Annotated in this window: 20 protein-coding genes and 2 pseudogenes; 9 read left to right on the top strand and 13 right to left on the bottom strand. The window is 68.7% G+C overall.

Annotated features, from left to right (window positions below; genetic code table 11):
• Positions 1 to 42 precede the first annotated feature (42 nt).
• From IG65_RS0102170 to IG65_RS0102150, 5 genes are all read left to right on the top strand, one after another.
• Positions 43 to 1,836, top strand: a complete 1,794-nt coding sequence (locus IG65_RS0102170) for a 1-deoxy-D-xylulose-5-phosphate synthase (RefSeq protein ID WP_051755130.1) — start codon at positions 43 to 45, stop codon at positions 1,834 to 1,836.
• Positions 1,833 to 2,951, top strand: coding sequence for a flavodoxin-dependent (E)-4-hydroxy-3-methylbut-2-enyl-diphosphate synthase (gene ispG / locus IG65_RS0102165; RefSeq protein WP_030513096.1), 1,119 nt, complete (start codon positions 1,833 to 1,835; stop codon positions 2,949 to 2,951). The genes IG65_RS0102170 and ispG overlap by 4 nt, the downstream gene beginning before the upstream one ends.
• Before the next feature lie 93 nt (positions 2,952 to 3,044).
• Entirely contained in the window at positions 3,045 to 5,270 is a 2,226-nt protein-coding gene (gene efeU / locus IG65_RS39730; RefSeq protein ID WP_030513095.1) for an iron uptake transporter permease EfeU, read from the top strand.
• Between the two features lie 36 nt (positions 5,271 to 5,306).
• Positions 5,307 to 6,542: an iron uptake transporter deferrochelatase/peroxidase subunit gene (gene efeB, locus IG65_RS0102155; protein WP_030513094.1), complete on the top strand. Its 1,236-nt coding sequence runs from the start codon at positions 5,307 to 5,309 to the stop codon at positions 6,540 to 6,542.
• Positions 6,543 to 6,601: 59 nt separating this feature from the next.
• Positions 6,602 to 7,933, top strand: a complete 1,332-nt coding sequence (locus IG65_RS0102150; RefSeq protein WP_051755128.1) for an MFS transporter — start codon at positions 6,602 to 6,604, stop codon at positions 7,931 to 7,933.
• On the opposite strand, the gene rlmN is transcribed toward IG65_RS0102150, so the two are convergent.
• The gene (gene rlmN, locus IG65_RS0102145) at positions 7,930 to 9,039 is read right to left on the bottom strand and encodes a 23S rRNA (adenine(2503)-C(2))-methyltransferase RlmN (RefSeq protein ID WP_030513092.1); all 1,110 of its coding nucleotides are present in this window, start codon (positions 9,037 to 9,039) and stop codon (positions 7,930 to 7,932) included. The genes IG65_RS0102150 and rlmN overlap by 4 nt on opposite strands.
• A 135-nt stretch (positions 9,040 to 9,174) precedes the next feature.
• On the opposite strand from rlmN, the gene IG65_RS0102140 reads away from it, so the two are divergent.
• Positions 9,175 to 9,522 (top strand): lipopolysaccharide assembly LapA domain-containing protein, encoded by a 348-nt coding sequence (locus IG65_RS0102140; RefSeq protein WP_030513091.1) that lies wholly within the window; start codon positions 9,175 to 9,177, stop codon positions 9,520 to 9,522.
• 19 nt (positions 9,523 to 9,541) lie between these two features.
• Here IG65_RS0102140 and IG65_RS0102135 read toward each other — a convergent pair whose 3' ends face one another.
• The 3 genes from IG65_RS0102135 to pyrH form a co-directional block, all read right to left on the bottom strand.
• Entirely contained in the window at positions 9,542 to 10,429 is an 888-nt protein-coding gene (locus tag IG65_RS0102135) for a phosphatidate cytidylyltransferase (protein WP_051755217.1), read from the bottom strand.
• Between the two features lie 103 nt (positions 10,430 to 10,532).
• Complete coding sequence (frr, locus tag IG65_RS0102130; protein ID WP_030513089.1) at positions 10,533 to 11,090, bottom strand: ribosome recycling factor; 558 nt, start codon at positions 11,088 to 11,090, stop codon at positions 10,533 to 10,535.
• Between the two features lie 63 nt (positions 11,091 to 11,153).
• The gene (gene pyrH / locus IG65_RS0102125) at positions 11,154 to 11,888 is read right to left on the bottom strand and encodes a UMP kinase (protein ID WP_030513088.1); all 735 of its coding nucleotides are present in this window, start codon (positions 11,886 to 11,888) and stop codon (positions 11,154 to 11,156) included.
• Positions 11,889 to 11,951: 63 nt separating this feature from the next.
• On the opposite strand from pyrH, the gene IG65_RS0102120 reads away from it, so the two are divergent.
• Entirely contained in the window at positions 11,952 to 12,416 is a 465-nt protein-coding gene (locus IG65_RS0102120; RefSeq protein ID WP_156055459.1) for a hypothetical protein, read from the top strand.
• Between the two features lie 60 nt (positions 12,417 to 12,476).
• Here the strand turns inward: IG65_RS0102120 and tsf are convergent, their stop codons facing one another.
• The 4 genes and pseudogenes from tsf to IG65_RS0102100 form a co-directional block, all read right to left on the bottom strand.
• Positions 12,477 to 13,301 (bottom strand): translation elongation factor Ts, encoded by an 825-nt coding sequence (gene tsf / locus IG65_RS0102115; RefSeq protein ID WP_030513086.1) that lies wholly within the window; start codon positions 13,299 to 13,301, stop codon positions 12,477 to 12,479.
• Between the two features lie 122 nt (positions 13,302 to 13,423).
• Positions 13,424 to 14,302 carry a 30S ribosomal protein S2 gene (rpsB, locus tag IG65_RS0102110; protein ID WP_030513085.1) on the bottom strand — a complete coding sequence of 293 codons (879 nt, stop codon included), beginning with the start codon at positions 14,300 to 14,302 and terminating at the stop codon, positions 13,424 to 13,426.
• Positions 14,303 to 14,572: 270 nt separating this feature from the next.
• Complete coding sequence (locus IG65_RS34280; protein ID WP_036522730.1) at positions 14,573 to 14,938, bottom strand: DUF202 domain-containing protein; 366 nt, start codon at positions 14,936 to 14,938, stop codon at positions 14,573 to 14,575.
• Positions 14,935 to 15,255, bottom strand: a pseudogene (locus tag IG65_RS0102100) (YidH family protein); the annotation flags it as partial. The pseudogene IG65_RS0102100 and the gene IG65_RS34280, both read right to left, overlap by 4 nt.
• A gap of 512 nt (positions 15,256 to 15,767) precedes the next feature.
• Between IG65_RS0102100 and IG65_RS37550 the strand changes: the two are divergent.
• Positions 15,768 to 16,217: pseudogene (locus IG65_RS37550) on the top strand (M23 family metallopeptidase); the annotation flags it as partial.
• 33 nt (positions 16,218 to 16,250) lie between these two features.
• Here IG65_RS37550 and IG65_RS37545 read toward each other — a convergent pair.
• Complete coding sequence (locus IG65_RS37545) at positions 16,251 to 17,018, bottom strand: siderophore-interacting protein (RefSeq protein WP_030513080.1); 768 nt, start codon at positions 17,016 to 17,018, stop codon at positions 16,251 to 16,253.
• A gap of 149 nt (positions 17,019 to 17,167) precedes the next feature.
• On the opposite strand from IG65_RS37545, the gene IG65_RS0102080 reads away from it, so the two are divergent.
• Entirely contained in the window at positions 17,168 to 17,680 is a 513-nt protein-coding gene (locus IG65_RS0102080; protein WP_030513079.1) for a DUF1990 family protein, read from the top strand.
• A 211-nt stretch (positions 17,681 to 17,891) separates the two neighbouring features.
• On the opposite strand, the gene IG65_RS0102075 is transcribed toward IG65_RS0102080, so the two are convergent.
• The 4 genes from IG65_RS0102075 to IG65_RS0102055 form a co-directional block, all read right to left on the bottom strand.
• Positions 17,892 to 18,815: a tyrosine recombinase XerC gene (locus IG65_RS0102075; protein WP_030513078.1), complete on the bottom strand. Its 924-nt coding sequence runs from the start codon at positions 18,813 to 18,815 to the stop codon at positions 17,892 to 17,894.
• A gap of 104 nt (positions 18,816 to 18,919) precedes the next feature.
• Positions 18,920 to 20,056, bottom strand: a complete 1,137-nt coding sequence (gene dprA, locus IG65_RS0102070; RefSeq protein ID WP_030513077.1) for a DNA-processing protein DprA — start codon at positions 20,054 to 20,056, stop codon at positions 18,920 to 18,922.
• Positions 20,057 to 20,428: 372 nt separating this feature from the next.
• Positions 20,429 to 21,937, bottom strand: coding sequence for a YifB family Mg chelatase-like AAA ATPase (locus IG65_RS0102060; protein ID WP_030513076.1), 1,509 nt, complete (start codon positions 21,935 to 21,937; stop codon positions 20,429 to 20,431).
• Positions 21,937 to 22,293 (bottom strand): YraN family protein, encoded by a 357-nt coding sequence (locus IG65_RS0102055; RefSeq protein WP_030513075.1) that lies wholly within the window; start codon positions 22,291 to 22,293, stop codon positions 21,937 to 21,939. Before IG65_RS0102055 ends, IG65_RS0102060 begins: the two co-directional genes overlap by 1 nt.
• Positions 22,294 to 22,427 lie beyond the last annotated feature (134 nt).

The raw sequence follows: 22,427 nt of genomic DNA, 5'->3' as shown, positions 1-22,427 counted from the left end.
TCGACACCGGGTCGAATTCCCACACCGGAAGGTGAGCCACGCATGAAACCCTCGCCGCGCGGGCCGGACCCGCTCGCCGCCCTCACCGGACCCGACTCCCTGGCCGCGTTGTCCGACGACGAACTGCCCGCGCTGGCGCAGCGGTTACGCGATCGCCTCGTCGAGACCGTCACCGGAACCGGCGGGCATCTCGGCGCCAGCTTGGGGACGGTGGAGCTGACCATCGCGCTGCATCGCGTCTTCCGTTCGCCCACCGATGTTCTCGTCTTCGACACCGGACATCAGAGTTATGCGCACAAGTTGCTCACCGGGCGGTCGCACACCTTCGACACACTGCGGCAGGCCGGTGGGATCGCGGGGTATCCGAACCGCACCGAATCCGCGCACGACTGGGTGGAGAATTCCCACGCCTCGGTCAGCCTGGCGTGGGCCGACGGCATCGCCAAGGCCTTCCAGCTGCGCGGCGAACACGAGCGCCGGGTGGTGGCGGTGATCGGCGACGGCGCGCTGACCGGCGGTGTGGCCTGGGAAGGCCTGAACAATCTGGGCGCGGGCGGGCGCCCGGTCGTGGTGGTGCTCAACGACAACGGGCGCTCCTACGATCCGACCGTCGGCGCACTGGCCGGGCATCTCACCGGACTGCGCGACGGCGACACCGTCTCCGGAAATCTGTTCGACGCCTTGGGTTTCACCTATCTGGGCCCGGTGGACGGCCACGACATCGGCGCACTGTGCACGGCCCTGCACAAGGCCGCCGAACTCGCCAAACCGGTTGTCGTGCACGCGGTGACGGTGAAAGGCCGCGGCTTCGGCCCGGCCGAGGCGGACGAGGCCGACCGCATGCACGCGTGCGGGGTGATCGATCCGGTCACCGGTGTGCCGCGCACACAGCCCGCCCCCACCTGGACCGATATCGTCGAATCGGAACTGGCCGCCATCGCCCGCGACCATCCGGAGGTGGTCGCCATGACCGCGGCGATGCGGTTGCCCACCGGACTCGGCGAATTCTCCCGGAGCGCACCGGAGCGGGTGTTCGATTCCGGGATCGCCGAACAGCACCTGCTGGCCTCCGCCGCGGGCTTGGCGGCGGCCGGTATGCATCCGGTGGTGGCGGTGTACTCGACCTTTCTCAACCGCGCGATCGATCAGGTACTGCTCGATATCGCGCTGCACGAACTGCCGGTCACACTGGCCTTGGACCGCGCCGGCGTCACCGGTCCGGACGGCCCCAGCCATCACGGGATGTGGGATCTGGCGCTGCTCACCTGCGTACCGGGGATGCGGATCGCGTGTCCACGCGATCCCGACCGGGTCCGCGAACTCCTGCGCGAAGCCGTCGCCACGGCCGGGCCCACCACCGTGCGTTATCCGAAAGCCACTGCCGGAGAAGATATTTCGCCATTGGCACGGATGGACGGGATGGACATTCTGTACCGCGGGCCGCGCAGTCCGCTCGATATTCTGCTGGTGGCGGTCGGCCCGATGACCGGGCCGTGCCTGCGCGCGGCGGAGCTGCTGGCCGACGGCGGTTTCGGCGCTACCGTCATCGACCCGCGCTGGGTGTGGCCGATCAATCCGGGGCTGCCGGCGATCGCGGCACGGCATCGGCTCACCGTCTGTGTGGAAGACGGTATCGCCGCCGGCGGGATCGGCTCCCACCTGGTCCACGCGATCGCCCGCGACCCCGACGCCGCCCCTGTTCGCGCGCTCGGCCTGCCCACCGCATTCATCCCCCACGCCTCCCGCGACAGCATCCTGGCCGAGTACGGACTCACCGGCGAGGGCATCGCCGCGGCCTGCGCGGAATGGTTACCCGCGACCGAGAGGATCCGATGACCGCCGTATTCCTGTCCGAGCCCGCGACTCCGACGCTGCGACCGCGCCGGGAGAGCCGGCGCATCCAGGTCGGCTCGGTGCCGGTGGGCGGCGGCGCACCCATTTCGGTGCAGTCGATGACCACCACCGTCACCGCCGATGTCGAGGCGACGCTGCGCCAGATCGCCGAATTGACCGCTGCCGGTTGCGATATCGTCCGCGTGGCGGTGCCCACCCAGGACGATTGCGCGGCACTGCCGACGATCGCCCGCCGCTCGGCCATCCCGGTGATCGCCGACATCCACTTCAATCCGCGCTACGTCTTCGGCGCCATCGATGCCGGTTGTGCCGGCGTGCGGGTGAATCCGGGCAATATCCGCACCTTCGACGACAAGGTCCGCGAGATCGCCGCCGCGGCGGGTGCGGCGGGGGTGCCGATCCGCATCGGCGTCAACGCAGGTTCCCTCGATCGGCGCATCCTGGACCGGCACGGCGGTCGCGCCACGGCCTCCGCACTGGTCGAATCGGCGCTGTGGGAGGCGAGGCTGTTCGAGGAGCACGGTTTCGCCGATCTGAAGATCTCGGTGAAACACAACGATCCGCTGACGATGATCCAGGCCTACCGGCTGCTCGCCCAGCGCTGCGACTATCCGCTGCATCTCGGGGTCACCGAGGCGGGTCCGCCGCTGCAGGGCACCGCGAAATCGGCCACCGCGTTCGGGATCCTGCTGTCCGAGGGGATCGGCGACACGATCCGGGTCTCGCTGTCCGCGCCGCCGGTCGAGGAGGTCAAGGTCGGTCACCACATCCTGGCCGGGCTCGGACTGCGCCCCCGCACCCTCGACATCGTGTCCTGCCCGACCTGCGGCCGCTGCCAGGTCGACGTCTTCGAGCTCACGAAGAAGGTCGAGGCGGCCTTCCGGGATTTCCCGGCGCCGCTGCGCGTCGCGGTGATGGGTTGCATCGTCAACGGTCCGGGCGAGTCGCGGGAAGCCGATATCGGGGTTTCGGCGGGCAATCACAAGGGTCAGATCTTCGTCCGCGGCGAGGTGGTGCGGACGGTGCCGGAATCGATGATCGTGGAGGCGCTGCTCGAGGAGGCGCTGACACTGGTCGAGGATGCGCCGGAGGGATAGCGCCAGCAAATCCGGACATTACTCGCATACCACCCCATCTGCGGTAACGGGTTACTCGCTACAGGCATGCAGGATTGGACCTGCGGTATAGGTATGCCTTACCTTTGGACGGTGAGCTGGGCCGAGGCTGTACCGAATCTACTGATCTGCCTGCGGGAGGGTCTCGAGGCGGGACTCGTGGTGACGATCCTGCTGGCTGCCGTGCGCAAAACGTCGACCCCGCAGCGCCCGGTCTCCTCGACCCCGGTCTGGCTCGGCCTGCTCGGCGCGGTATCGGTGGCGGCCAGCTTCGCGGCGGTGCTCACCTACTCGACGAGCGTGCTCTCCAACTCCGGCCAGGAAATCGTCGGCGGCACCCTGAGTGTGATCGCGGTCGCCCTGGTGACGGCCATGGTCTTCTGGATGCGGCGTACCGCCGCGTCGCTGTCGGGCCAGCTTCGCGGTGAGGTCGCCCGCGCGACCGCGATCGGCGCGGGAGCGCTGGCCATCACGGCCTTCATGGCCGTCGGGCGCGAAGGCCTGGAGTCGACGCTGTTCGTGTGGACCGCGGTGAAGGCCTCCGGCACCACCGTCGCGCCGCTGATCGGCGCCGCGCTCGGATTCACCGCCGCGGTGGTGCTGTGCTGGCTGCTGTATCGGCAGTCGGTGAAACTCAACCTCGGCGTGTTCTTCAACCGCACCGCGCTCGCGCTGATCGTGATCGCCGCCGGCGTGCTGTCCTACGGCCTCGGCGATCTGCAGGACGCCGGAATTCTGCCCGGCCGCCACTGGGTCGCGTTCGACCTGTCGGCGCATATCGACCCGAACTCCTGGTGGGTCTCGATCATCACCGGCATCACCGAACTGACGCCGCGGATGACCGTGTTGCAGGTCGTGGCGTGGGTGGTCTACCTGGCGGTGGTGATCCCGCTGTTCGTCCGAGCGGGACGCCAGGCGCCCGCGAAGGCCCCGGCGAAGGCGGCGCAGCCGGCGGCCGCGGCGCCCGTGACGGCTACCGCCACGGCGAGTGGCGGGGGCACACCGGCCACCGGGGCGACCGGCCAGGGTCCGCGAAACACAGCGTCGGCGCCTCTCCCGGCGGCAGCGACAACGTCGGCATCGGCTCCAGCCGACTCCGAGCACACGCCCGACTGGTGGGAGCGAATCGCCGGACCGCGGCCGTTGCTCGTCGGTGCGGTGCTGGTGGTGGTTCCCGCGGTGGCCGCCGGGGTGGCGATCGCGCTGCTGCCGTCGAGCGGCTCCGGTAAGGCGCAGGCGGTGTCGGTCACCGACAGTTCGTGCGCCCCGGAATGGAAGTCCGGGCGGGCTGGGACGCAGACATTCGAAGTGCAGAACAAGACGTCCAAGGCCGGGGAGATCAACCTGGTCAACTCCGGCGGCGCCGTCGTCGGCGAGATCGAGACGATCGGCCCGGCCACGACCGCCAATCTGACGGCGACCTTGAGCAGCGGCAGCTACACCATGCAATGCCTGATGTCCGGTAAGCCGGTGACCTCGTCGGCGGCAGTGCAGGTCAGCGGTGAGGCGGGCGAGACCCCGCCGGCCGTCAAACGCGTCACCGAGGACGATCTGCGCGGACCCAACGACGCCTATCAGGCGTATGCCGCCGGCGTGCTGACCCGCCTCTCCGGCGCCGTCACCGCGATCGGCAACGATCTGCGCGGCGGTAATATCGCTGCGGCACAAGCGGATTGGCTCAACGCCCAGCTGGAATGGGAACGGGTCGGCGCCTCCTACAACAGCTTCGGTGACGCCGGCACCGCGGTCTCGGGTCTGCCCGACGGCCTGCCGGGTGGGGTGAACGATCCCGGATTCACCGGTCTGCACCGGCTGGAATACGGCCTGTGGCACGGCCAGCGGCCGGATCAGCTGCTGCCGGTGGTCGATCGGCTCGGTGGCGATATCGCGAACATCCGCAAGAATCTCGGCAGCGACGATCTCGCCGGCGATCCGAAGAAACTCCCGCTGCGCGGGCACGAAATCCTGGAAGACGCCCTGCGCGACCATATTTCGGGCATCGACGACCAAGGCGCGGGCGCCGCGTATCCGATGACGCTCGCCGATATCGACGTGACTCGCGCGGTCCTCGATCAGCTCGGACCGCTGATCGACCCGCGGGCGCCACAACTGCGCGCCACCCTGCGCACCCGCCTCGACGACTTGCAGGCCGCCCTGCTCGCCACCCAGGACCACGGGCACTGGCAGTCGCCGGACCGGACCCCGCCGGCCGCCCGGCAAGCCGTCAACGCGCGCCTCGGCGCCGCCCTCGAGGAACTCGCCAAGGTGCCGCGATTGCTCGAAGTGCCGATCTCCCACTGACATGCCGAACCACCGACCGACCAGTAAGGCTTCACGATGAACGTCAGCCGCCGCCGCTTCCTCTCCGGCGCTGCCGCCGGTGCCGCCGGAACCGCGCTGACCGCGGGCATCCTCGCCGAGGGCGCCCGCAAGGACGCCGACGCCGCCACCGTGGGCACCCCGAAGGCCGAGGCGAGCTACCCCTTCCACGGTGAACACCAGTCCGGCATCCTCACCCCGGGCCCGTCGGCGAAACAGAATGCCGCCTGCTTCGCTGCCTTCGACGTCACCACCACCCACCGCGCGGAACTGGTGGAGGCGATGAAAACCCTCACCGCACGCGCCCGCTTTCTCACCGCCGGCGGCGCCCCGACCGACCTCGGGCTCGGCCAGCCTCCCTCCGACAGCGCGGTGCTCGGGCCGGAGGTCATCGCCGACGGGCTCACCGTCACCACCGGTGTGGGCGCGAGCCTGTTCGATGGCCGCTTCGGGCTGGCAGCGGCCAAACCCGCCAAGCTCACGCCGATGCGGACCTTCCCCAACGACACCCCGGATCCGGCCTGGATGCACGGCGACCTGCTGATCCAGCTGTGCGCGCATCACCCCGACACCGTCCATCACGCGCTGCGCGACATCACCCGCCAGACCCGCGGCGCACTGCAGCTGCGCTGGAAGATCGACGGCTACAACTCCCCGCCGCGCCCCTCCGGCACCGGCCGGAACCTGTTGGGCTTCAAGGACGGAACGGCCAACCCGACCGGCGCCGACGCCGAATCGCTCATCTGGACCGACGGCGGCGGCGAACCCGAATGGACCCGAGGCGGCACCTACCAGGTGGTCCGGCTGATCCGCATGCTCGTCGAATTCTGGGACCGGGTCTCGATCAACGAGCAGGAGAACATGTTCGGACGCCGCCGCGACTCCGGCGCCCCGCTCGACGGCAATCAGGAATTCGACACCCCCGACTACGCCGCCGACCCCGAGGGTTCGGTCATCCCCCTGGATTCCCATATCCGGCTGGCCAATCCGCGCACTCCGGAAACCGCACGCCAGCAGCTGGTCCGCCGTTCCTACAACTACGACCTCGGCGTGGAGCGCAACGGCAACATGGCCTCGGGCCACATCTTCACCTGCTTCCAGCAGGACGTCGCCCGCCAGTTCGAGGCCATCCAGACCCGGCTGATCAACGAGCCTCTCACCGACTACGTCCAGCCCTTCGGCGGCGGCTATTTCTTCGCCCTGCCCGGGGTGCGTGACGAGAAGGATTGGTACGCACGAGCTTTGCTGAGCTGAGCGGCGAGCGCGCCCGCGAACCCGATTTGACTGGCCGGCCGCGAATGCGCAGAGTACGGATGATGATCGCCCCTGCCGACGTCGCCACCGCGACCGTACGCAAGGTGACGATTCGGCTGGTGCCGTTTCTGTGCCTGCTGTACTTCGTCAATTACCTGGATCGGGTGAACGTGGGGTTCGCCGGGCCCAGTGGGATGAAGACCGACCTCGGCATGTCGGAGACCGCGTTCGGATTCGCCTCGGGCATCTTCTTTCTCGGCTATCTCGTGCTGGAAGTGCCGAGCAACCTGGCGCTGCACCGGTTCGGTGCGCGGCGCTGGATCGCCCGCATCATGCTCACCTGGGGCATCGTCGCCACCGCGATGACGTTCGTGCCCAACGAGACGGTCCTCATCGTGCTGCGCTTCCTGCTGGGCGTGGCGGAGGCCGGATTCTTCCCGGGCATTCTGCTGTATCTGACCTTCTGGTTCCCCCAGCGCGACCGGGCCCGCATCGTCGCCCTGTTCATGACCGCGGTGCCGCTGTCGACCGCTCTGGGATCCACACTGTCGAGCCTGCTCATCGAGTACGGGGACAACGTCTTCGGGCTCAGCGGCTGGCGGTTCATGTTCCTCGTGCAGGGCCTGCCGGCCTTGCTGCTGGCGGCGGCGACCTGGTTCTACCTCACCGATCGGCCGGAGCAGGCCCGATGGTTGTCGGCCGAGGAAAGGAGCTGGCTGGCAACCGAACTCGCGGAGGAGCAGCGCTCGGTTCAGCGCACCGAACACTGGACGGTGCGCCGATCTCTGACCCATCCGCGCATACTCGGACTGGCCGCGATCTACGCGGGCATCGTCTACGGGCTCTACGCCCTCGGCTTCTTCCTGCCCACCATCGTGGCCGGATTCCAGCAGCAGTACGGGACGCACTATTCGGTGGTGCAGCGTGGCCTGATCACCGCTGTGCCCTATGTGATCGGCGCGGTCGCGATGGTGTGGTGGGGCCGCCACGGCGATCGCACCGGCGAACGCCGCCGGCACGTCGCCCTGCCCGCGATCATCGGCGGCCTCGCCATTCCGGTCGCGTTGTACCTGGACAATCCGTTCGCGGCGATGTCCGCGGTCACCGTCTGCGCCGTCGGTGTGCTCGCCGCGCTGCCCACCTTCTGGGCCCTGCCGAGCGCATTCCTGTCCGGAGCTGCCGCGGCCGGTGGGATCGCCCTGATCAATTCGCTCGGCAATGTCAGCGGGTTCGCGGCGCCGTATCTCACCGGCTGGCTGGCCGACCTCACGGGAACCCAGCGCGCGGGGCTGTGGGTGGTGGGGGCATCGATGGTGCTCGCGGGTCTCGGCGTGTTCGCCCTGCGATCCGGAAGCGGCGCTACCGGCTCGACCGACAGCGCACCGAGTTAACCCTCGGCCGCCAATTGCCCGCAGGCCGCGGCGATCTCCTGCCCCCGGGTATCGCGCACCGTGCAGGGCACACCCTGTGCCTCCACTCGCCGCACGAATTCCCGCTCGACGGGTTTCGGCGACGCGTCCCATTTGGAGCCCGGGGTCGGGTTGAGCGGGATGAGGTTGACGTGGACGCGGGAGCCGAGTGCCTTGTGCAGTTTCGAGCCCAGCATGTCGGCGCGCCACGGCTGGTCGTTGATATCGCGGATCAGTGCGTATTCGACCGAGACCCGGCGGCCGGTCTTGTCGGCGTAATACCGTGCGGCGTCGAGTACTTCGGCGACCGACCAGCGATTGTTGACCGGCACCAACGTATCTCGCAATTCGTCGTCCGGTGTGTGCAGGGAGACGGCCAGCGTCACCGACAGGCCCTCGTCGGCCAGTTTGCGGATCGCGGGCGCCAGGCCGACGGTCGACACGACCACGTTGCGCTGCGAGATACCCAGGCCGTCCGGGGCGGGCGAGGTGATTCGCCGGACCGCCGCCACCACGCGCTTGTAGTTGGCGAGCGGCTCACCCATCCCCATGAACACGATGTTCGACAGCCGGCCGACACCACCGGCCACCTCGCCGTCACGCAACGCCGCGGCGGCCGCGCGCACCTGGTCGACGATTTCGGCGGTCGAGAGGTTGCGGTTCAGTCCGCCCTGGCCGGTCGCGCAGAACGGGCAGGCCATACCGCAGCCGGCCTGACTGGAGATGCACAGCGTGTTGCGGTCGGGATAGCGCATCAGCACGCTCTCGAGCAGGGTGCCGTCACCGGCGCGCCACAGGGTCTTGCGGGTGGTGCCCTCGTCGCACACCACCTGCCGCACCTCGCTGAGCAGCGGCGGGAACAGCGCCTCCGCGATCTTCTCCCGCATCGGCTCGGGCAGATCGGTCATCTGCCGCGGATCGGCCTGCAACCGCGCGTAGTACTGCCGGGCGATCTGATCGGCCCGGAACTTCGGCAGTCCGAGCTCCTCCACCGCCTGCCGCCGCTGGGCCGAATCGAGGTCGGCGAGATGCCGCGGCGGCATTCCACGGCGCGGGGCATCGAAAACGAGCGGCAGGGAGGTAGTCATAACCCTTCCAGTGTCGCATTGCCGGTACCGGCCCGCCGCCTGCGGGCAGGGATAACCCGATCACAGTTACGGCGCGGCCGAACGGGTATTCCGGAGATACGCATATCCGCCATAGCGATCGGGAATGATCGAAATATGACCAGCGACGCAGTACCGAGCCACGGACCGGATCCGGTCCCGCACACCGATCCCCCGCGCGTCGACACTCCGCCCTCGACCGCACCCGTGCGGCGCAACCGAGCCCTGAAAACCCGCGCGGGCTACACCTGGGTGGCGCTGGTGGCGGCGGCGGTCATCGGGGTTCTGCTGTTGATCTTCATCCTGCAGAACCTCGATCAGGTGCGGATCCACCTGTTCTTCTGGCAGTTCAACCTGCCGCTCGGCGTCACGCTGCTGCTGTCGGTGATCGCCGGAGCGCTGGTGATGGCGCTGGCCGGCGGCTGGCGGATCATGCAGTTGCGGCGCGCGGCGAAGCGGCGCTGAACCCGGAGCAGGCAGGGTCTCAGAGCAGGGCGGTCAGCACCAGCCAGGAGACGAACGCCGAGGGCAGCATCGAGTCGAGGCGATCCATGATGCCGCCGTGTCCGGGCAGCAGCGTGCCCATGTCCTTGATGCCCAACTCGCGCTTGATCTGCGATTCGATCAGATCCCCGCAGGTCGCCACGAGCACGACCGCGATGCCCAGCAGCACGCCGATCATCGAATTGGCCTGCAGCAGCAGCGTCACCGTGAGCAGCCCGCCGATGATGCAGAACACCAGCGATCCGGCGAAACCCTCCCACGACTTCTTCGGGCTGATGGCCGGCACCATCGGATGGCGGCCGAACAGCACCCCGGCCACGTAACCGCCGACATCGGAGCAGACCACCAGGATCATGAAGGTCAGCACCCGGAGATTGCCGTCGTCCTGTTGCAGCATCAACACCGCGAACGAGGCCAGCAGCGGGATCCAGGACGCCACGAACACCGTGATCGCGGTGTCGCGCAGGAAGTTTCGCGGCGTGGCCTGCAGACCGTGGTCGAACAGCCGCCAGACCATGCACACCAGCGCGGTCGCCGCGAACGCACCCGCCACGCCCTGGGGGCCGTAGGGCCAGGCCAGCCAGATCATCGCCTGCCCGCCGACGATCAGCGGCACCCGCGGCACCAGGACATCGGCCTCGCGCAGCCGCTTGGCGACCTCCCAGGTGGCGATCGCCATCGCGACCGCGATGACTCCGATCAGAACCTTCGGAACGAACAGCAGGATCGCGATCAGCGATGCGCCGAGGCCGACACCGACCGCCAGCGCGGCCGGTAAGTTGCGACCGGCGCGTGAGGGCTTACCGCTCGGCTGCGCCGAGGGCGTGTCGGGAGCCGGTGTTGCACCGGCCGGGTCGCTCACCGGCATCGTCTCGCCGGCTGCGGCGTCTTCGGCCACGATTGTCCCGTCGCTCACTTATTCGTCCACTCCGTCCCCGGGCCCGTGCCGCATCGTCGCGCCGGGCCGAGTCTCACACCTCGAGCAGTTCCGATTCCTTGTGCTTGACCAGCTCGTCGATCTGGGCCACGTACTTCTGGGTGGTCTTGTCCAGTTCCTTCTCGGCGCGACCGACCTCGTCCTCACCGGCCTCGCCGTCCTTCTGGATGCGGTTCAGCTCGTCCATCGACTTGCGCCGCACATTGCGAATGGCGATCTTGGCGTCCTCACCCTTGGATTTCGCCTGCTTCACCAATTCCCGCCGCCGCTCCTCGGTCAGCTGCGGAATCATCACGCGAATGATTGTGCCGTCGTTGGTCGGATTCACGCCCAGATCCGAATTGCGGATCGCGGTTTCGATCGTCTGCAACTGCCCCTGCTCGTAGGGCTTGATGACGACCATGCGCGGTTCGGGCACGTTGATGCTGGCCATCTGGGTGATCGGCGTCGGCGAGCCGTAGTAGTCGACCACGACCCGGTTGAACATGCCCGGGTTGGCGCGGCCGGTCCGAATACCTCCGAGGTCGTCCTTCGCCACCGAGACAGCCTTTTCCATCTTCTCCTCGGCGTCGAAGAGCGCTTCATCAATCACGACCGTTTCCTCCACAGCATCGTTTCGGGGCCCGGAATTCGCGAGGACCGATCCCCGCAGGGTTCAGGACCGAACCAGTGTGCCGATTTTCTCACCGGCCACCGCGCGGGCGATATTGCCCTTGATCAACAAATTGAACACCAGCATCGGCATCTGGTTGTCCATACACAAACTGAACGCGGTCGCATCGGCCACCTTGAGTCCGCGCTCGAGGACTTCCTTGTGGGTGATCTCGGAGAACATGATCGCCTCCGCCTCGACCTTGGGGTCGGCGGTGAAGACGCCGTCGACGGCCTTGGCCATCAGCACCACCTCGGCGCCGATCTCGAGCGCGCGCTGCGCCGCGGTGGTGTCGGTGGAGAAGTACGGCATGCCCATACCGGCCCCGAAGATCACCACGCGGCCCTTCTCGAGGTGCCGCTTCGCCCGCAGGGGCAGATACGGCTCCGCGACCTGCCCCATGGTGATGGCCGTCTGCACCCGGGTGTCGACACCCTGCTTCTGCAGAAAGTCTTGCAGCGCAAGGCTGTTCATCACGGTGCCGAGCATACCCATGTAATCGGAGCGGGCCCGCTCCATGCCGCGCTCCTCGAGTTCGGCGCCGCGGAAGAAGTTGCCGCCACCGATGACCACCGCCACCTGCACGCCGGTCGAGACGACCTCGGCGATCTGCTCGGCTACGGTCTGGACCACATCCGGGTCGAGCCCGACCTCGCCGCCGCCGAACATCTCCCCACCCAATTTGAGGAGTACTCGGCGATAGCCCTTGCGGTCGGGCGCCGTATCCGGGTCCGTCATCGGTCTCCTAGTCCTCGGCAGTCGAGCGAGCGCACGCACGGGAAATTACCCTCCCGGGCGCGATTGTTCGCGCGGGACGGTAACACGCTGCATCCATCCTGCACCACGCGAGGTCGCGCCGGTGAGCCGACCCTCGAATACGCCGCAATTCCCGGATCCCACTACGAAACGTTGTTGTTTCAAATAAGGTGCGGCCGCATGAAGATCACCCGCCGGACGGTTCACTTTCTCTGCGCCGCAGCGTTGCTCGGCGCCGCACCCCTCGCCGTCATCTCTCCCGCCACGGCGGCGGTCGTTCCGCTGACACCGGAGGCCACGGCGGCGCCGGACAACCCCGGTTCTGCGACGCCGACCAGTTTCACCGAACCGATCCCGACCGGCAGCACCGCGGCAGCGTTCGGCAGCGTGGACAACAGCACGCCGATCATCAGCCTGCTCCCCGTCATACCGCTCCTGGCGAACTGGGCCATCACCGGGAGCAGCGACTGCATCATGCCGGGAACGGGCCACTGCGGCACCGGTGGCTGATCGATACCGAAAGGCCCCCGGCGCAACGGAATTCGTCGCACCGGGGGCCTTTGCGGTGTATCAGGCCTGACCGACCTCGAAGCGGGCGAAGCGGGTGACGGTGACACCGGCCTCGTCCAGCAGCTGCTTGACGGTCTTCTTGCTGTCGGTGACCGACGACTGCTCCAGCAGGACGACGTCCTTGTAGAAGCCGTTCACCCGGCCCTCGACGATCTTCGGCAGCGCGGCCTCCGGCTTGCCCTCTTCCTTGGCGGTCGCCTCGGCGATCTCGCGCTCCTTGGCGACGACCTCGGCCGGGACGTCCTCGCGGGTCAGGTACTTGGCCTTCAGCGCGGCGATCTGCATCGCGGCGGCGCGAGCGACCTCGGCGGCGGCGTCGCCCTCACCCTGGTACTCGACCAGCACGCCGACGGCCGGCGGCAGGTCCGAGGACCGCTTGTGCAGGTAGGTCGCGACCGGGCCCTCGAAGGACACGACGCGACGCAGCTCGAGCTTCTCGCCGATCTTGGCGGCCAGCTCCTGCACGACCTGGTCGGCGGTCTTGCCGTTGACGTCGACGGCCTTGAGCGCCTCCAGATCGGCCGGGCGCACCTTGGCGGCGGCGTCGACGATGTCGCCGGCGGTGTTCTGGAACTCGTCGTTCTTGGCGACGAAGTCGGTCTCGGAGTTGAGCTCGATCATCACGCCGTTCTGCGCGGCGACCAGACCCTCGGCCGTGGCGCGCTCGGCGCGCTTGCCGACATCCTTGGCGCCCTTGATCCGCAGAACCTCGACGGCTTTATCGAAATCGCCCGAAGTCTCTTCCAAAGCCTTCTTGCAGTCCATCATTCCGGAGCCGGTGAGCTCGCGGAGCCGCTTCACATCCTGGGCGGTGTAGTTCGCCATCGTGGCGAGCCTCCTCGAAGATTTACGAAAGTTGTCAGGTCTCTAGCACCACCATGCCGACCGCTTCCGAACAGGAAGGGCCGGCAAGGTGAACAGACAATCGCGGTGGGAACCGCGCCGGATCAGAAGTCGGCCGGGGTCTTGGTGGCCGGTTCTTCCTTCAGCTCCGCCTCGGCGGCGGTCTCGACCGGAGCCTCGGCGGCAGCCTCGCCGCCCTCGGCGGCCGGGGTCGCCTGCGCCAGCAGTTCCTGCTCCCACTCGGCGAGCGGCTCGCCGGCGCCGGCTTCGGGCTTCACATCGCCCGAGGCGCGGGAGGCACGGGCCTGCACGCCCTCGGCGACCGCGGAAGCGACGACCTTCGTGAGCAGCGCGGCCGAGCGGATCGCGTCGTCGTTACCCGGAATCGGGTAGTCGACCAGGTCGGGGTCGCAGTTGGTGTCCAGGATCGCGATGACCGGGATGTTCAGCTTGCGAGCCTCACCGACGGCGATGTGCTCCTTGTTGGTGTCGACGACCCAGATGGCCGAGGGCACCTTGGCCATATCGCGGATACCGCCGAGGGTGCGCTCCAGCTTGTTCTTCTCGCGGGTCAGCATCAAGATTTCCTTCTTGGTGCGGCCCTCGAAACCACCGGTCTGCTCCATCGCCTCGAGTTCCTTCAGGCGCTGCAGCCGCTTGTGCACGGTGGAGAAGTTGGTGAGCATGCCACCCAGCCAGCGCTGGTTGACGTAGGGCATCCCGACGCGAGTCGCCTCGGCCGCGATCGACTCCTGAGCCTGCTTCTTGGTGCCGACGAAGAGAACGGTGCCACCGTGGGCGACGGTCTCCTTGACGAACTCGTAGGCCTTGTCGATGTAGGTCAGCGTCTGCTGCAGGTCGATGATGTAGATGCCGTTGCGGTCGGTGAAGATGAACCGCTTCATCTTCGGGTTCCACCGCCGGGTCTGGTGACCGAAGTGTGCGCCGCTGTCGAGCAGCTGCTTCATGGTTACGACAGCCATAGCCGCGTATCCGCCTTTCCTGTGCCGGTTGACGCAGAAACCGAGGGTCGGTCTCTGCCCTGGCGTCCGTGGCCGCCGGACCTTCCGGAAGAATTTTCGGGAGGACCAGCCGACGGCATCGTGATCGGACGCGCGAAGTCGATCCGCGTACAGCGAACCGCGTGGCCAGTCTACGACCAGCGCAGGTGAGAACATAAACGGGGTGGTCAGCGCCCGGTTTCGCGGGCGGGCTCAGCGGACGCCGGGCAACCCGCCGATCCGCAGATCAGCTCACAGTTGCCAACCGGGCATCGACTCCAGCAACGCCACGACGAGCGCAGCCAGCGCCACCACGCAGATCGCCACGCTCGTGGTCGACATCGCGACGCGTCCGTCGCTCCAGCTTCCCCACGCATGAGTGTGCAGGGTCCGGCTGCGCGCCACGCAGACGGTGGCCACCACGCCCAGCGCACCGATCGCCACCAGCGCGAGCACGAGGGCCGCACGGTCGCCGCTGGTCAAGGCCACGTGCAGGAACAGCAGCGCGTTGGCCATGGCCCCCACGGCGGTGCGCCACCACGACAACGCCGTCCGCTCGGCCTGCAAACCGCGATCGGCCTGCACGGCGGGCGGGCGATCCGGCGGGATCGAGGTCATGACAGCAGCAGTCCGATGCCGGCCAGCACGGCGATCACGGCGATACCGATCGCCAGAATCGGCACCATCACCGTGTGCGGGAGCGGACGGCCCTCCCGCATCGCCGCCCCCACCATCCGCCAGCGACCGAGGGCGCCGAGTGCGATCACGGCCGCCAGCACGATGCAGCTGATCGCCAGCGCCGATCGGATGTCGTGATGCCCGAACGGCTGCACCAACTCGTGCACCGCGACCCCACCGGCGAGCAGGCCGAGGGCCGTGCGGATCCAGGCCAGGAAGGTGCGTTCACCGGCGAGGGTGAAGCGATAGTCGAGTTCGGGGCCCTCGGTCGCGTCGGACGCAGCCGATTCGCCGCCGGTGTCCGTGCCCGCGCGGGCGGAGTGGGGCGCCGACGATGCGGCGGCGGGCGCACCGGGCGGGTTCGAGTCCGCGGTGCGCGGGTCCGGCGGTGTGGCCGGGGCGGAGTCGGGCGTCTCGGCGCTCATGATCCGAACCACCGGCGAACGCGGTCTACGGAGGAGGCGGCCGGGCGACTGTCGGTCACGGACGGGCCGATCACCCGGCTGCCGAACGAAACAACATGCGCTGCAGAGGTTCTCGGGACGGCCGTGACCGATTCGGCGGAATCACGACACGCGACCATCGACTGCACCTTCCTCGGGCGAGTCCGGCGGGCTCGAGCGACCACCGCGGCGTCCCACCGGGAACGCGCCCTGTTCACATGCTTGCGAGTTGTCCACACACGCCGAGACCGATCTTTCCATGCCCGTCGGTTGCGGCGAGGGTGGGACGCATGCGCTGGTTGTCGAGATTTCTTCCGGGAGTGGTGATGATGACCGTGAGCTGCGGCGGTGCGAACGCGTCCGCCGCGCCCCCGGCCGGATTCGGCTGGCCGCTGGAGCCGCGCCCGGCGGTCGTGCGCGGCTTCGACAAACCGCCGCACGACTGGCTACCGGGCCACCGCGGAGTGGATCTCGCCGGTGCCGACGGGCAGCCGGTACTCGCCGCCGGTGCCGGAATCGTCGTCTTCGCGGGTGAGGTGGGTGGCAGACCGGTCGTCTCGGTCGACCATCCGGGCGGACTGCGCACGACCTACGAACCGGTGCGAGCGGGCGTGCCGGTCGGTCGCCGGGTCGAGCGCGGGGCGGTGCTGGGGACGCTGCAATCCGGACATGCCGGTTGTCCCGGCGTCTGTCTGCATTGGGGTCTGCGGCGTGGCCGTGACTATCTCGACCCGCTCGGCCTGGTGCGCCACGCTCCCGTGCGCCTGAAACCGGTGCGACCGCCGGCGCCCTCGGAGGCCCGCGCCGACCTAGCGAACGGCCTCGGCGGCGGATTCCTGTTCGGACAGTTCACGTTTCCACTGCCGGAAGCCCTCCTCGGTGCGCCCGCGTCGCCAGTATCCGGAGATCGAGGCCCAATCGGCCGGCACCCCGCGCTCGGTGCGGACGTAGCGCCGCAGATCGTGCATGACCTTGTCGGCCTCGCCGTGGATGAAGACGTGCACGCGGCCTTCGCGCCAGGGCTCGGCACGGACCGCGGCGGCCAGCGCTTCGCCGGGGGCGCGATCACCACGATGTACCCACGCGAGTTCGACCGCGGCGGGGCGCGGAAAATCCAATTCTTCTGCGGAACCGGCGATTTCGACGAATACCCGGCCGAGGGCGTCGGACGGCAGCGCGGCACACGCCGCGGCGATGGCGGGCAGAGCCGCCTCGTCACCGGCCAGCAGATGCCAATCCGCCTCCGGCTTGGGGGAATACGCACCGCCCGGCCCGAAGAGTTCGATGCGGTCGCCCGGTCGAGCCGCGGCCGCCCACGGCCCGGCGACCCCCTCGTCACCGTGGTAGACGAAATCGATCGCGATCTCCTCGGCCTCGGGGTCGACGGCGCTCACGGTGTAGGTGCGCGTCGTCTCGCCGTCCGGGCCGGGGAACAGCAGTTTGACGTAGGCGTCGGTGAATCCGTTGGGCTGGAAACCGGTGAAACCCGGGCCGCCCAGATACACCCGGATCATGTGGTCGGTCAGGCGTCGCGTGCGCCTGACCTCGAAGGACAGTTTGGTACGAGTACGAGCCACAGTGCGATTCCTCCGATATTAGGGTTACCTAAGGAAGGGTAGCACGACTTATCTCCGATAGCTCGAAGTATATCGGCGATGATGTCGAGGGGACGATCTCGCTTCGATGCGCCCTGTCGCGGCACTGCGCTGCGGGTAAGGATGGTGTTATGGCGAATTCCCCGGCCGCCGAGCCGTTCACCTATCCGGAAGTCGGAGCGACCGCCGGAGAATTCCCGCCCGGCTATCACCACTTCCGGCTGCGCCGTCGCATCGGCAGCGGGCGGGCGCTGTTCGAATCCGCCGGCGATCAGATCCTGGCCTACCACATGCAGCGCGGCACCGGCATTTTCGAACACGCCGATACCCCGGCCGCCGAACCGGGAACGGCTCTGACGGTGCGCCTGGGCATCGCCGGTATCGGCATCACGGCGCCCTGCCGGGTGATCTACGTCGTCGACGAGCCGACCCGCCGCGGCTTCGCCTACGGCACCCTGCCGGGCCACCCGGAAATCGGCGAGGAACTCTTCGCGGTGGAATACGACCCCGCCGACGAGACGGTCTACGGCGTCGTGGCCGCCTTCTCGCGTCCCGCCGCCTGGTACACGAAACTCGGCGGCCCCGTGGTCCGCGCGGTGCAGCACTACATCGCGGGCCGCTACATCGACGCCATCCGGCCGTAGACGACTTCCGTTATCGGCCCGGCGGGCATGCCCGGCGATCGTCGGATCGGCGATAAGGACGTCACATCGGCGTGCGACACCGCAGTATCTTGCATGACAACGTGTTCCGGCCCGGCGGCTCAGCGGAACACGGCCACCCTGCGGTCGGGACATGGCCACCCTACGACGAGGCCACGGTCGCGCCGCGCCGCTGCCTCGGCGATTCCGCCCCTCAGGCGCGGGGATGGGCTTGGTCGTGCACCCGCTTCAGCCGTTCGATCGAGACGTGGGTATAGAGCTGGGTGGTCGCCATACTGGCGTGACCGAGCAGTTCCTGGACCACGCGCAGGTCGGCCCCGCCTTCCAGCAGATGGGTCGCGGCGGTGTGGCGCAGGCCGTGCGGACCCAGGTCCGGCGCTCCCGGTACGGCCGAAACGACTTCGTGGACAACGGTTCTGGCCTGGCGCTGGTTCAGCCGGCGCCCCCGCCGGCCGAGCAGCAGCGCTCGCCCGGATTCGGCGGTGGCCAGGTGCGGGCGCCCGAAGTTCAGCCAATTCTCCAGTGCCCGGTCGGCGGGCAGGCCGAACGGCACCGAGCGCTCCTTGTTGCCTTTGCCCAATACCCGGACCAGCCTCCTGCCCCGGTCCACGTCATCGATGTCGAGTCCGCACAGTTCGCTGACCCGGATTCCGGTGGCGTACAACATCTCCACGACGAGACGATCCCGCAGAGCCATCGGGTCACGCTGCGCCGCACCGGATTCCGCGGCGTTCATGGCCGCATCGGCCTGATCCTTGCCCAGCACGGCGGGCAGCACCCGGTGCGCACGGGCCGAGCCCAGCCGTGGACCGGGATCGGCCGCGAGGCGGCCGGTGTGGGTCAGCCAGGCGGTGAACGTCCGCGCCGCCGAGGCACGCCGCGCCATGGTGGTCCGGGCGGCGCCCCCGGCCGATTGTTCGGCCAGCCACGATCGCAACAGCGGCAGATCGATCTCTCCCACCGCGGCATCGGGCGACCGGGCACACAGATGCTCCAACAGGGATCGCGCATCCCCGAGATAGGCCCGCACCGTGTGCGCGGACCGGTTGCGTCCCAGCAGCAGATGCCGTTCGTACTGCTCGAGCAGATCCACGAGATCGCCCGGTAATCCGTCCATTTCTCCACGTTCACCGGTGCCCGGCCCGCGCGCAAGCCACCGCGCCGACAGCAGTGCGGAAGGACCCGCAGATCACCGCGGAGCGCGCACGTCATCTTCGCCGTTCACGCCTCCTTTCGCGCGGTGCGGAACCAGCCCGAACTGTCCGACCCGACCAACCCGGCGACCTCGAGGGCAACCAGTGCCGCGCGCACCGCGTGGATGGCGAGGCCGCTCTCGTCGGCGATCTGTTTCGGCAGTCGCGAACCGGCCACCGGCAGTTCGGCGAAGACGGCCGCCTCGTCCCCGGCCAGATCGGCGCCGGCTTCGCTGCTCCCCGGCAGTGACAGTCGCAGCGGTCCGACCTCGTCGTGGATTTCGTCGACCCGAGTGACGAGAATCGCTTCCCGGTCACGGATCATGCGGTGGCAGCCGACCGACGCCGCGGCGGTGATCGGCCCCGGCACCGCGAGGGCCGGACGGCCCAGGCGCCGCGCCCACTTCGCGGTATTGCGCGCGCCGCTGCGCATGCCCGCCTCGACCACCAGCACCCCGTCGGACAGGGCGGCGATCAAGCGGTTCCGAGCCAGGAACCGGTGTTTGTGAGCGGCTGCGCCGGGCGGATATTCGCTCACCACCACACCCGTTTCGGCGATCTCGGCCAGGAGGCGTTCGTGCTGAGCGGGATAGGGCCGGTCGATCCCGCAGGCCAGCACGGCGATCGTGTTGCCACCTACGGCCAGCGCCGCGCGATGCGCCATCCCGTCGATGCCGAAAGCGGCACCGGACACGATCGTCCAGCCGTGCGCGGCCAGTTCGCCCGCGAGTTCGGCGGTGACCTGTTCGCCGTATCCCGAGGAGCAGCGAGCGCCGACCACGGCGATGGCCTGTTCGGTGTACTGCTGCAGCGACAACGGACCGCGGGCCCACAGCACCAGCGGCACCGCGGCGTCGGCGTCGCGGGCCGGGTCGAGTTGCGTCAGGCCCAGCAGGCGCCACTGCGGCCACTCCGGATCGTCCGGCGTGATCACCCGTCCGCCGATGCGCGCCATCAGCTCGAGATCGCGTTCGGCACGGTCGATCTCGCGCCGGCGTTCGGTCGGACCGCGCAGCGATGCGGGCAGATCGCATTCCCGCACCGCACGCGCGGCCTCCACCACGCCGACTCGTGCGATGAGCGCCGACAACGCCGGACACGGGCCCTCCACCACACGGGACAGATAGACCCATGCCAGCCGTTGTTCGTCCGCGTCGACGGTCACCAGGGACGCGACACCACCACACGAATCGCCGCCCCCGCCGACGCTGTGACCGGTCACCGCCACACCTCCGCCTCGCCGCGGAAGCGGCCCGCATGTCGCGGGTGGTGTCGCGGAACCGGACAGGCCCGCGTCGCGGTCGTGTCGTCGCCCGACCTGCGAAACACGCTGTGGCTCTCCGCTCGTTCCCGACTCCTATCGCGTTCGGCGACCACGGTCCCCACGCGGCACATCGATCTACGGATCATCAATTCCCTCCCTAACTGCGCATTCGGTCATCCGTACCCACGCCCACGTCCACGCCCACGCCCACGCCCACGCCCACGCCCACGCCCACGCCCATACGATGAGCGTCGACAGGCAACTCTCGACGCTTCAGGACACGCCGCGTTGCCGAAAGTTCAACGCCTGCAGCACGTCCTGCGCCGACGGCACTTCTCCCCCGTGTAGGTCGCAGACGGTCCAGGCGACTCGGATCGCCCGGTCCGCACCCCGGGCGGACATCCGGCCCTGGCGCAGCGCGCTCTCCACCGGCGCCAACGCGTCGGCCGGCAGCCGGAAGCGCTGGCGCAGCACATGTCCCGGTACCTCGGCGTTGACGGTCCACCCGTACTCGGACCAGCGCAGCGCCGCGGCCCGGCGCGCCAGCTCGACCCGTTCCCGCACGACCACACTGGATTCGGCGGCGGAGGGAGTGAACGTCCCGGCGGCGTGCGCATGCATCTGGACCCAGATGTCGATGCGATCCATGAGCGGGCCGGACAGTTTGCCCAGATACCTGCGGCGGGCCAGCGGTGCACAGATGCAGTCGACGTCGCGGGCCGGAGCGCACGGACACGGATTCGCCGCCAGGATGAGCTGGAAACGCGCCGGGTATCGCGCCACGCCGTCCCGGCGGGCGATGCGAACCTCGCCCTCCTCCAACGGGGTTCGCAACGCCTCCAGCACCTTGGTGCCGATTTCGGCGCATTCGTCGAGGAAGAGGACGCCGCGATGCGCCCGGCTGACGGCACCCGGCCGTGCGGATCCGGAACCACCACCGACCATCGCCGATACGGAGGTCGAATGGTGCGGTGCCACGAACGGTGCCGTCGTGATGAGCGGATGATCGTCCGACAGCGTCCCGGCCACCGAATGGATGGCGGTGACCTCCAGCGACTCGGATTCCGTCAACGCCGGCAACAGCCCTGGAAGACGTTGCGCCAACATGGTTTTGCCGATGCCGGGCGGGCCGGTCAGCAACAGATGGTGGCCGCCGGCCGCGGCCACCTCCAATGCCCAGCGAGCCTCGTCCTGTCCGACCACCTCGTTGAGATCGCCGATACTTCGCCGCGGGGCGGTGTAGCTACCGTCCGGCGCCGACAGTTCGCCCTCACCACGCAACCAGTCGATCAGCGCGCGCAGTGTCGGCGCCCCGAGCACGGTGATCCCGTCCACCAGCCCGGCCTCACCGAGCACCGACTCGGGCACCACAACGGTCCTGCGACCGGCGGTCCGCGCCGCCAGCACCGCGGGAAGGATGCCACGCACCCGCCGTACGCGGCCGTCGAGGGCCAGTTCGCCGAGCAGCACCGTACCGGCGAGCTTCGACCCCGGTACCGAATCACCGGCGTGCAGCACGGCCGCGGCCAATGCCAGGTCGTACACGCTGCCGACCTTCGGCAACGTGGCGGGCGACAGGGCGAGAATGACGCGGCCGTCGGGCCACTTCTCCCCCGAGTTCGCGACCGCGGCCCGGACCCGGTCCCGCGATTCCTGCAAGGTGGTGTCCGGGCGCCCGACCAGATGGACCGACGGCAATCCCTGCCCGATATCGGCTTCGATCTCGACGAGTTGTCCGTCCACCCCGGTCACGGCCACCGAATGAGCGCGTCCCAGGGCCATCAGAACGCCGCCCGGACGTGCTCTATCCGCGGGTCCCGGCCGGGGAGCAGTAAGACCGACACCACATCGAAGCGGACCCGCCGCCACGGTCCGCTCTGTTCGGCCAGCCACAGCAACGCGAGCCGGCGAATACGCTGCTGTTTGGCGAAGGTCACCGACTCGGCCGGTGTGCCGAACCCCAGCCCGGAACGAGTCTTGACCTCGACGAAGGCCGTGGTGTCCGCTTCCCGGGCGATGAGATCCAATTCGCCGTAGCGACACCGCCAATTTCGTTCGACGATCCGCATCCCGGCCCCCTGCAGGAACTGCGCGGCCAGTTCTTCTCCGTGGGCGCCGAGCGCCAGATTGTGTGCCACCCGCTCAGCATGCCGTCGGCGAAACTACGGTCCACCGGTCTCACCTGCGGAAACAGAAAGCCTGTGGATGAACCCCGGGCTGTGGATCACCAGCCGGGCCGGCGACCGATCTCCCCAGGTCGGGCCCGCTCTCG

This window comes from Nocardia sp. NRRL WC-3656 (assembly GCF_000720265.1).
Classification (GTDB): domain Bacteria; phylum Actinomycetota; class Actinomycetes; order Mycobacteriales; family Mycobacteriaceae; genus Nocardia; species Nocardia nova.
This window is presented reverse-complemented; position numbering and strand designations above follow the sequence as displayed.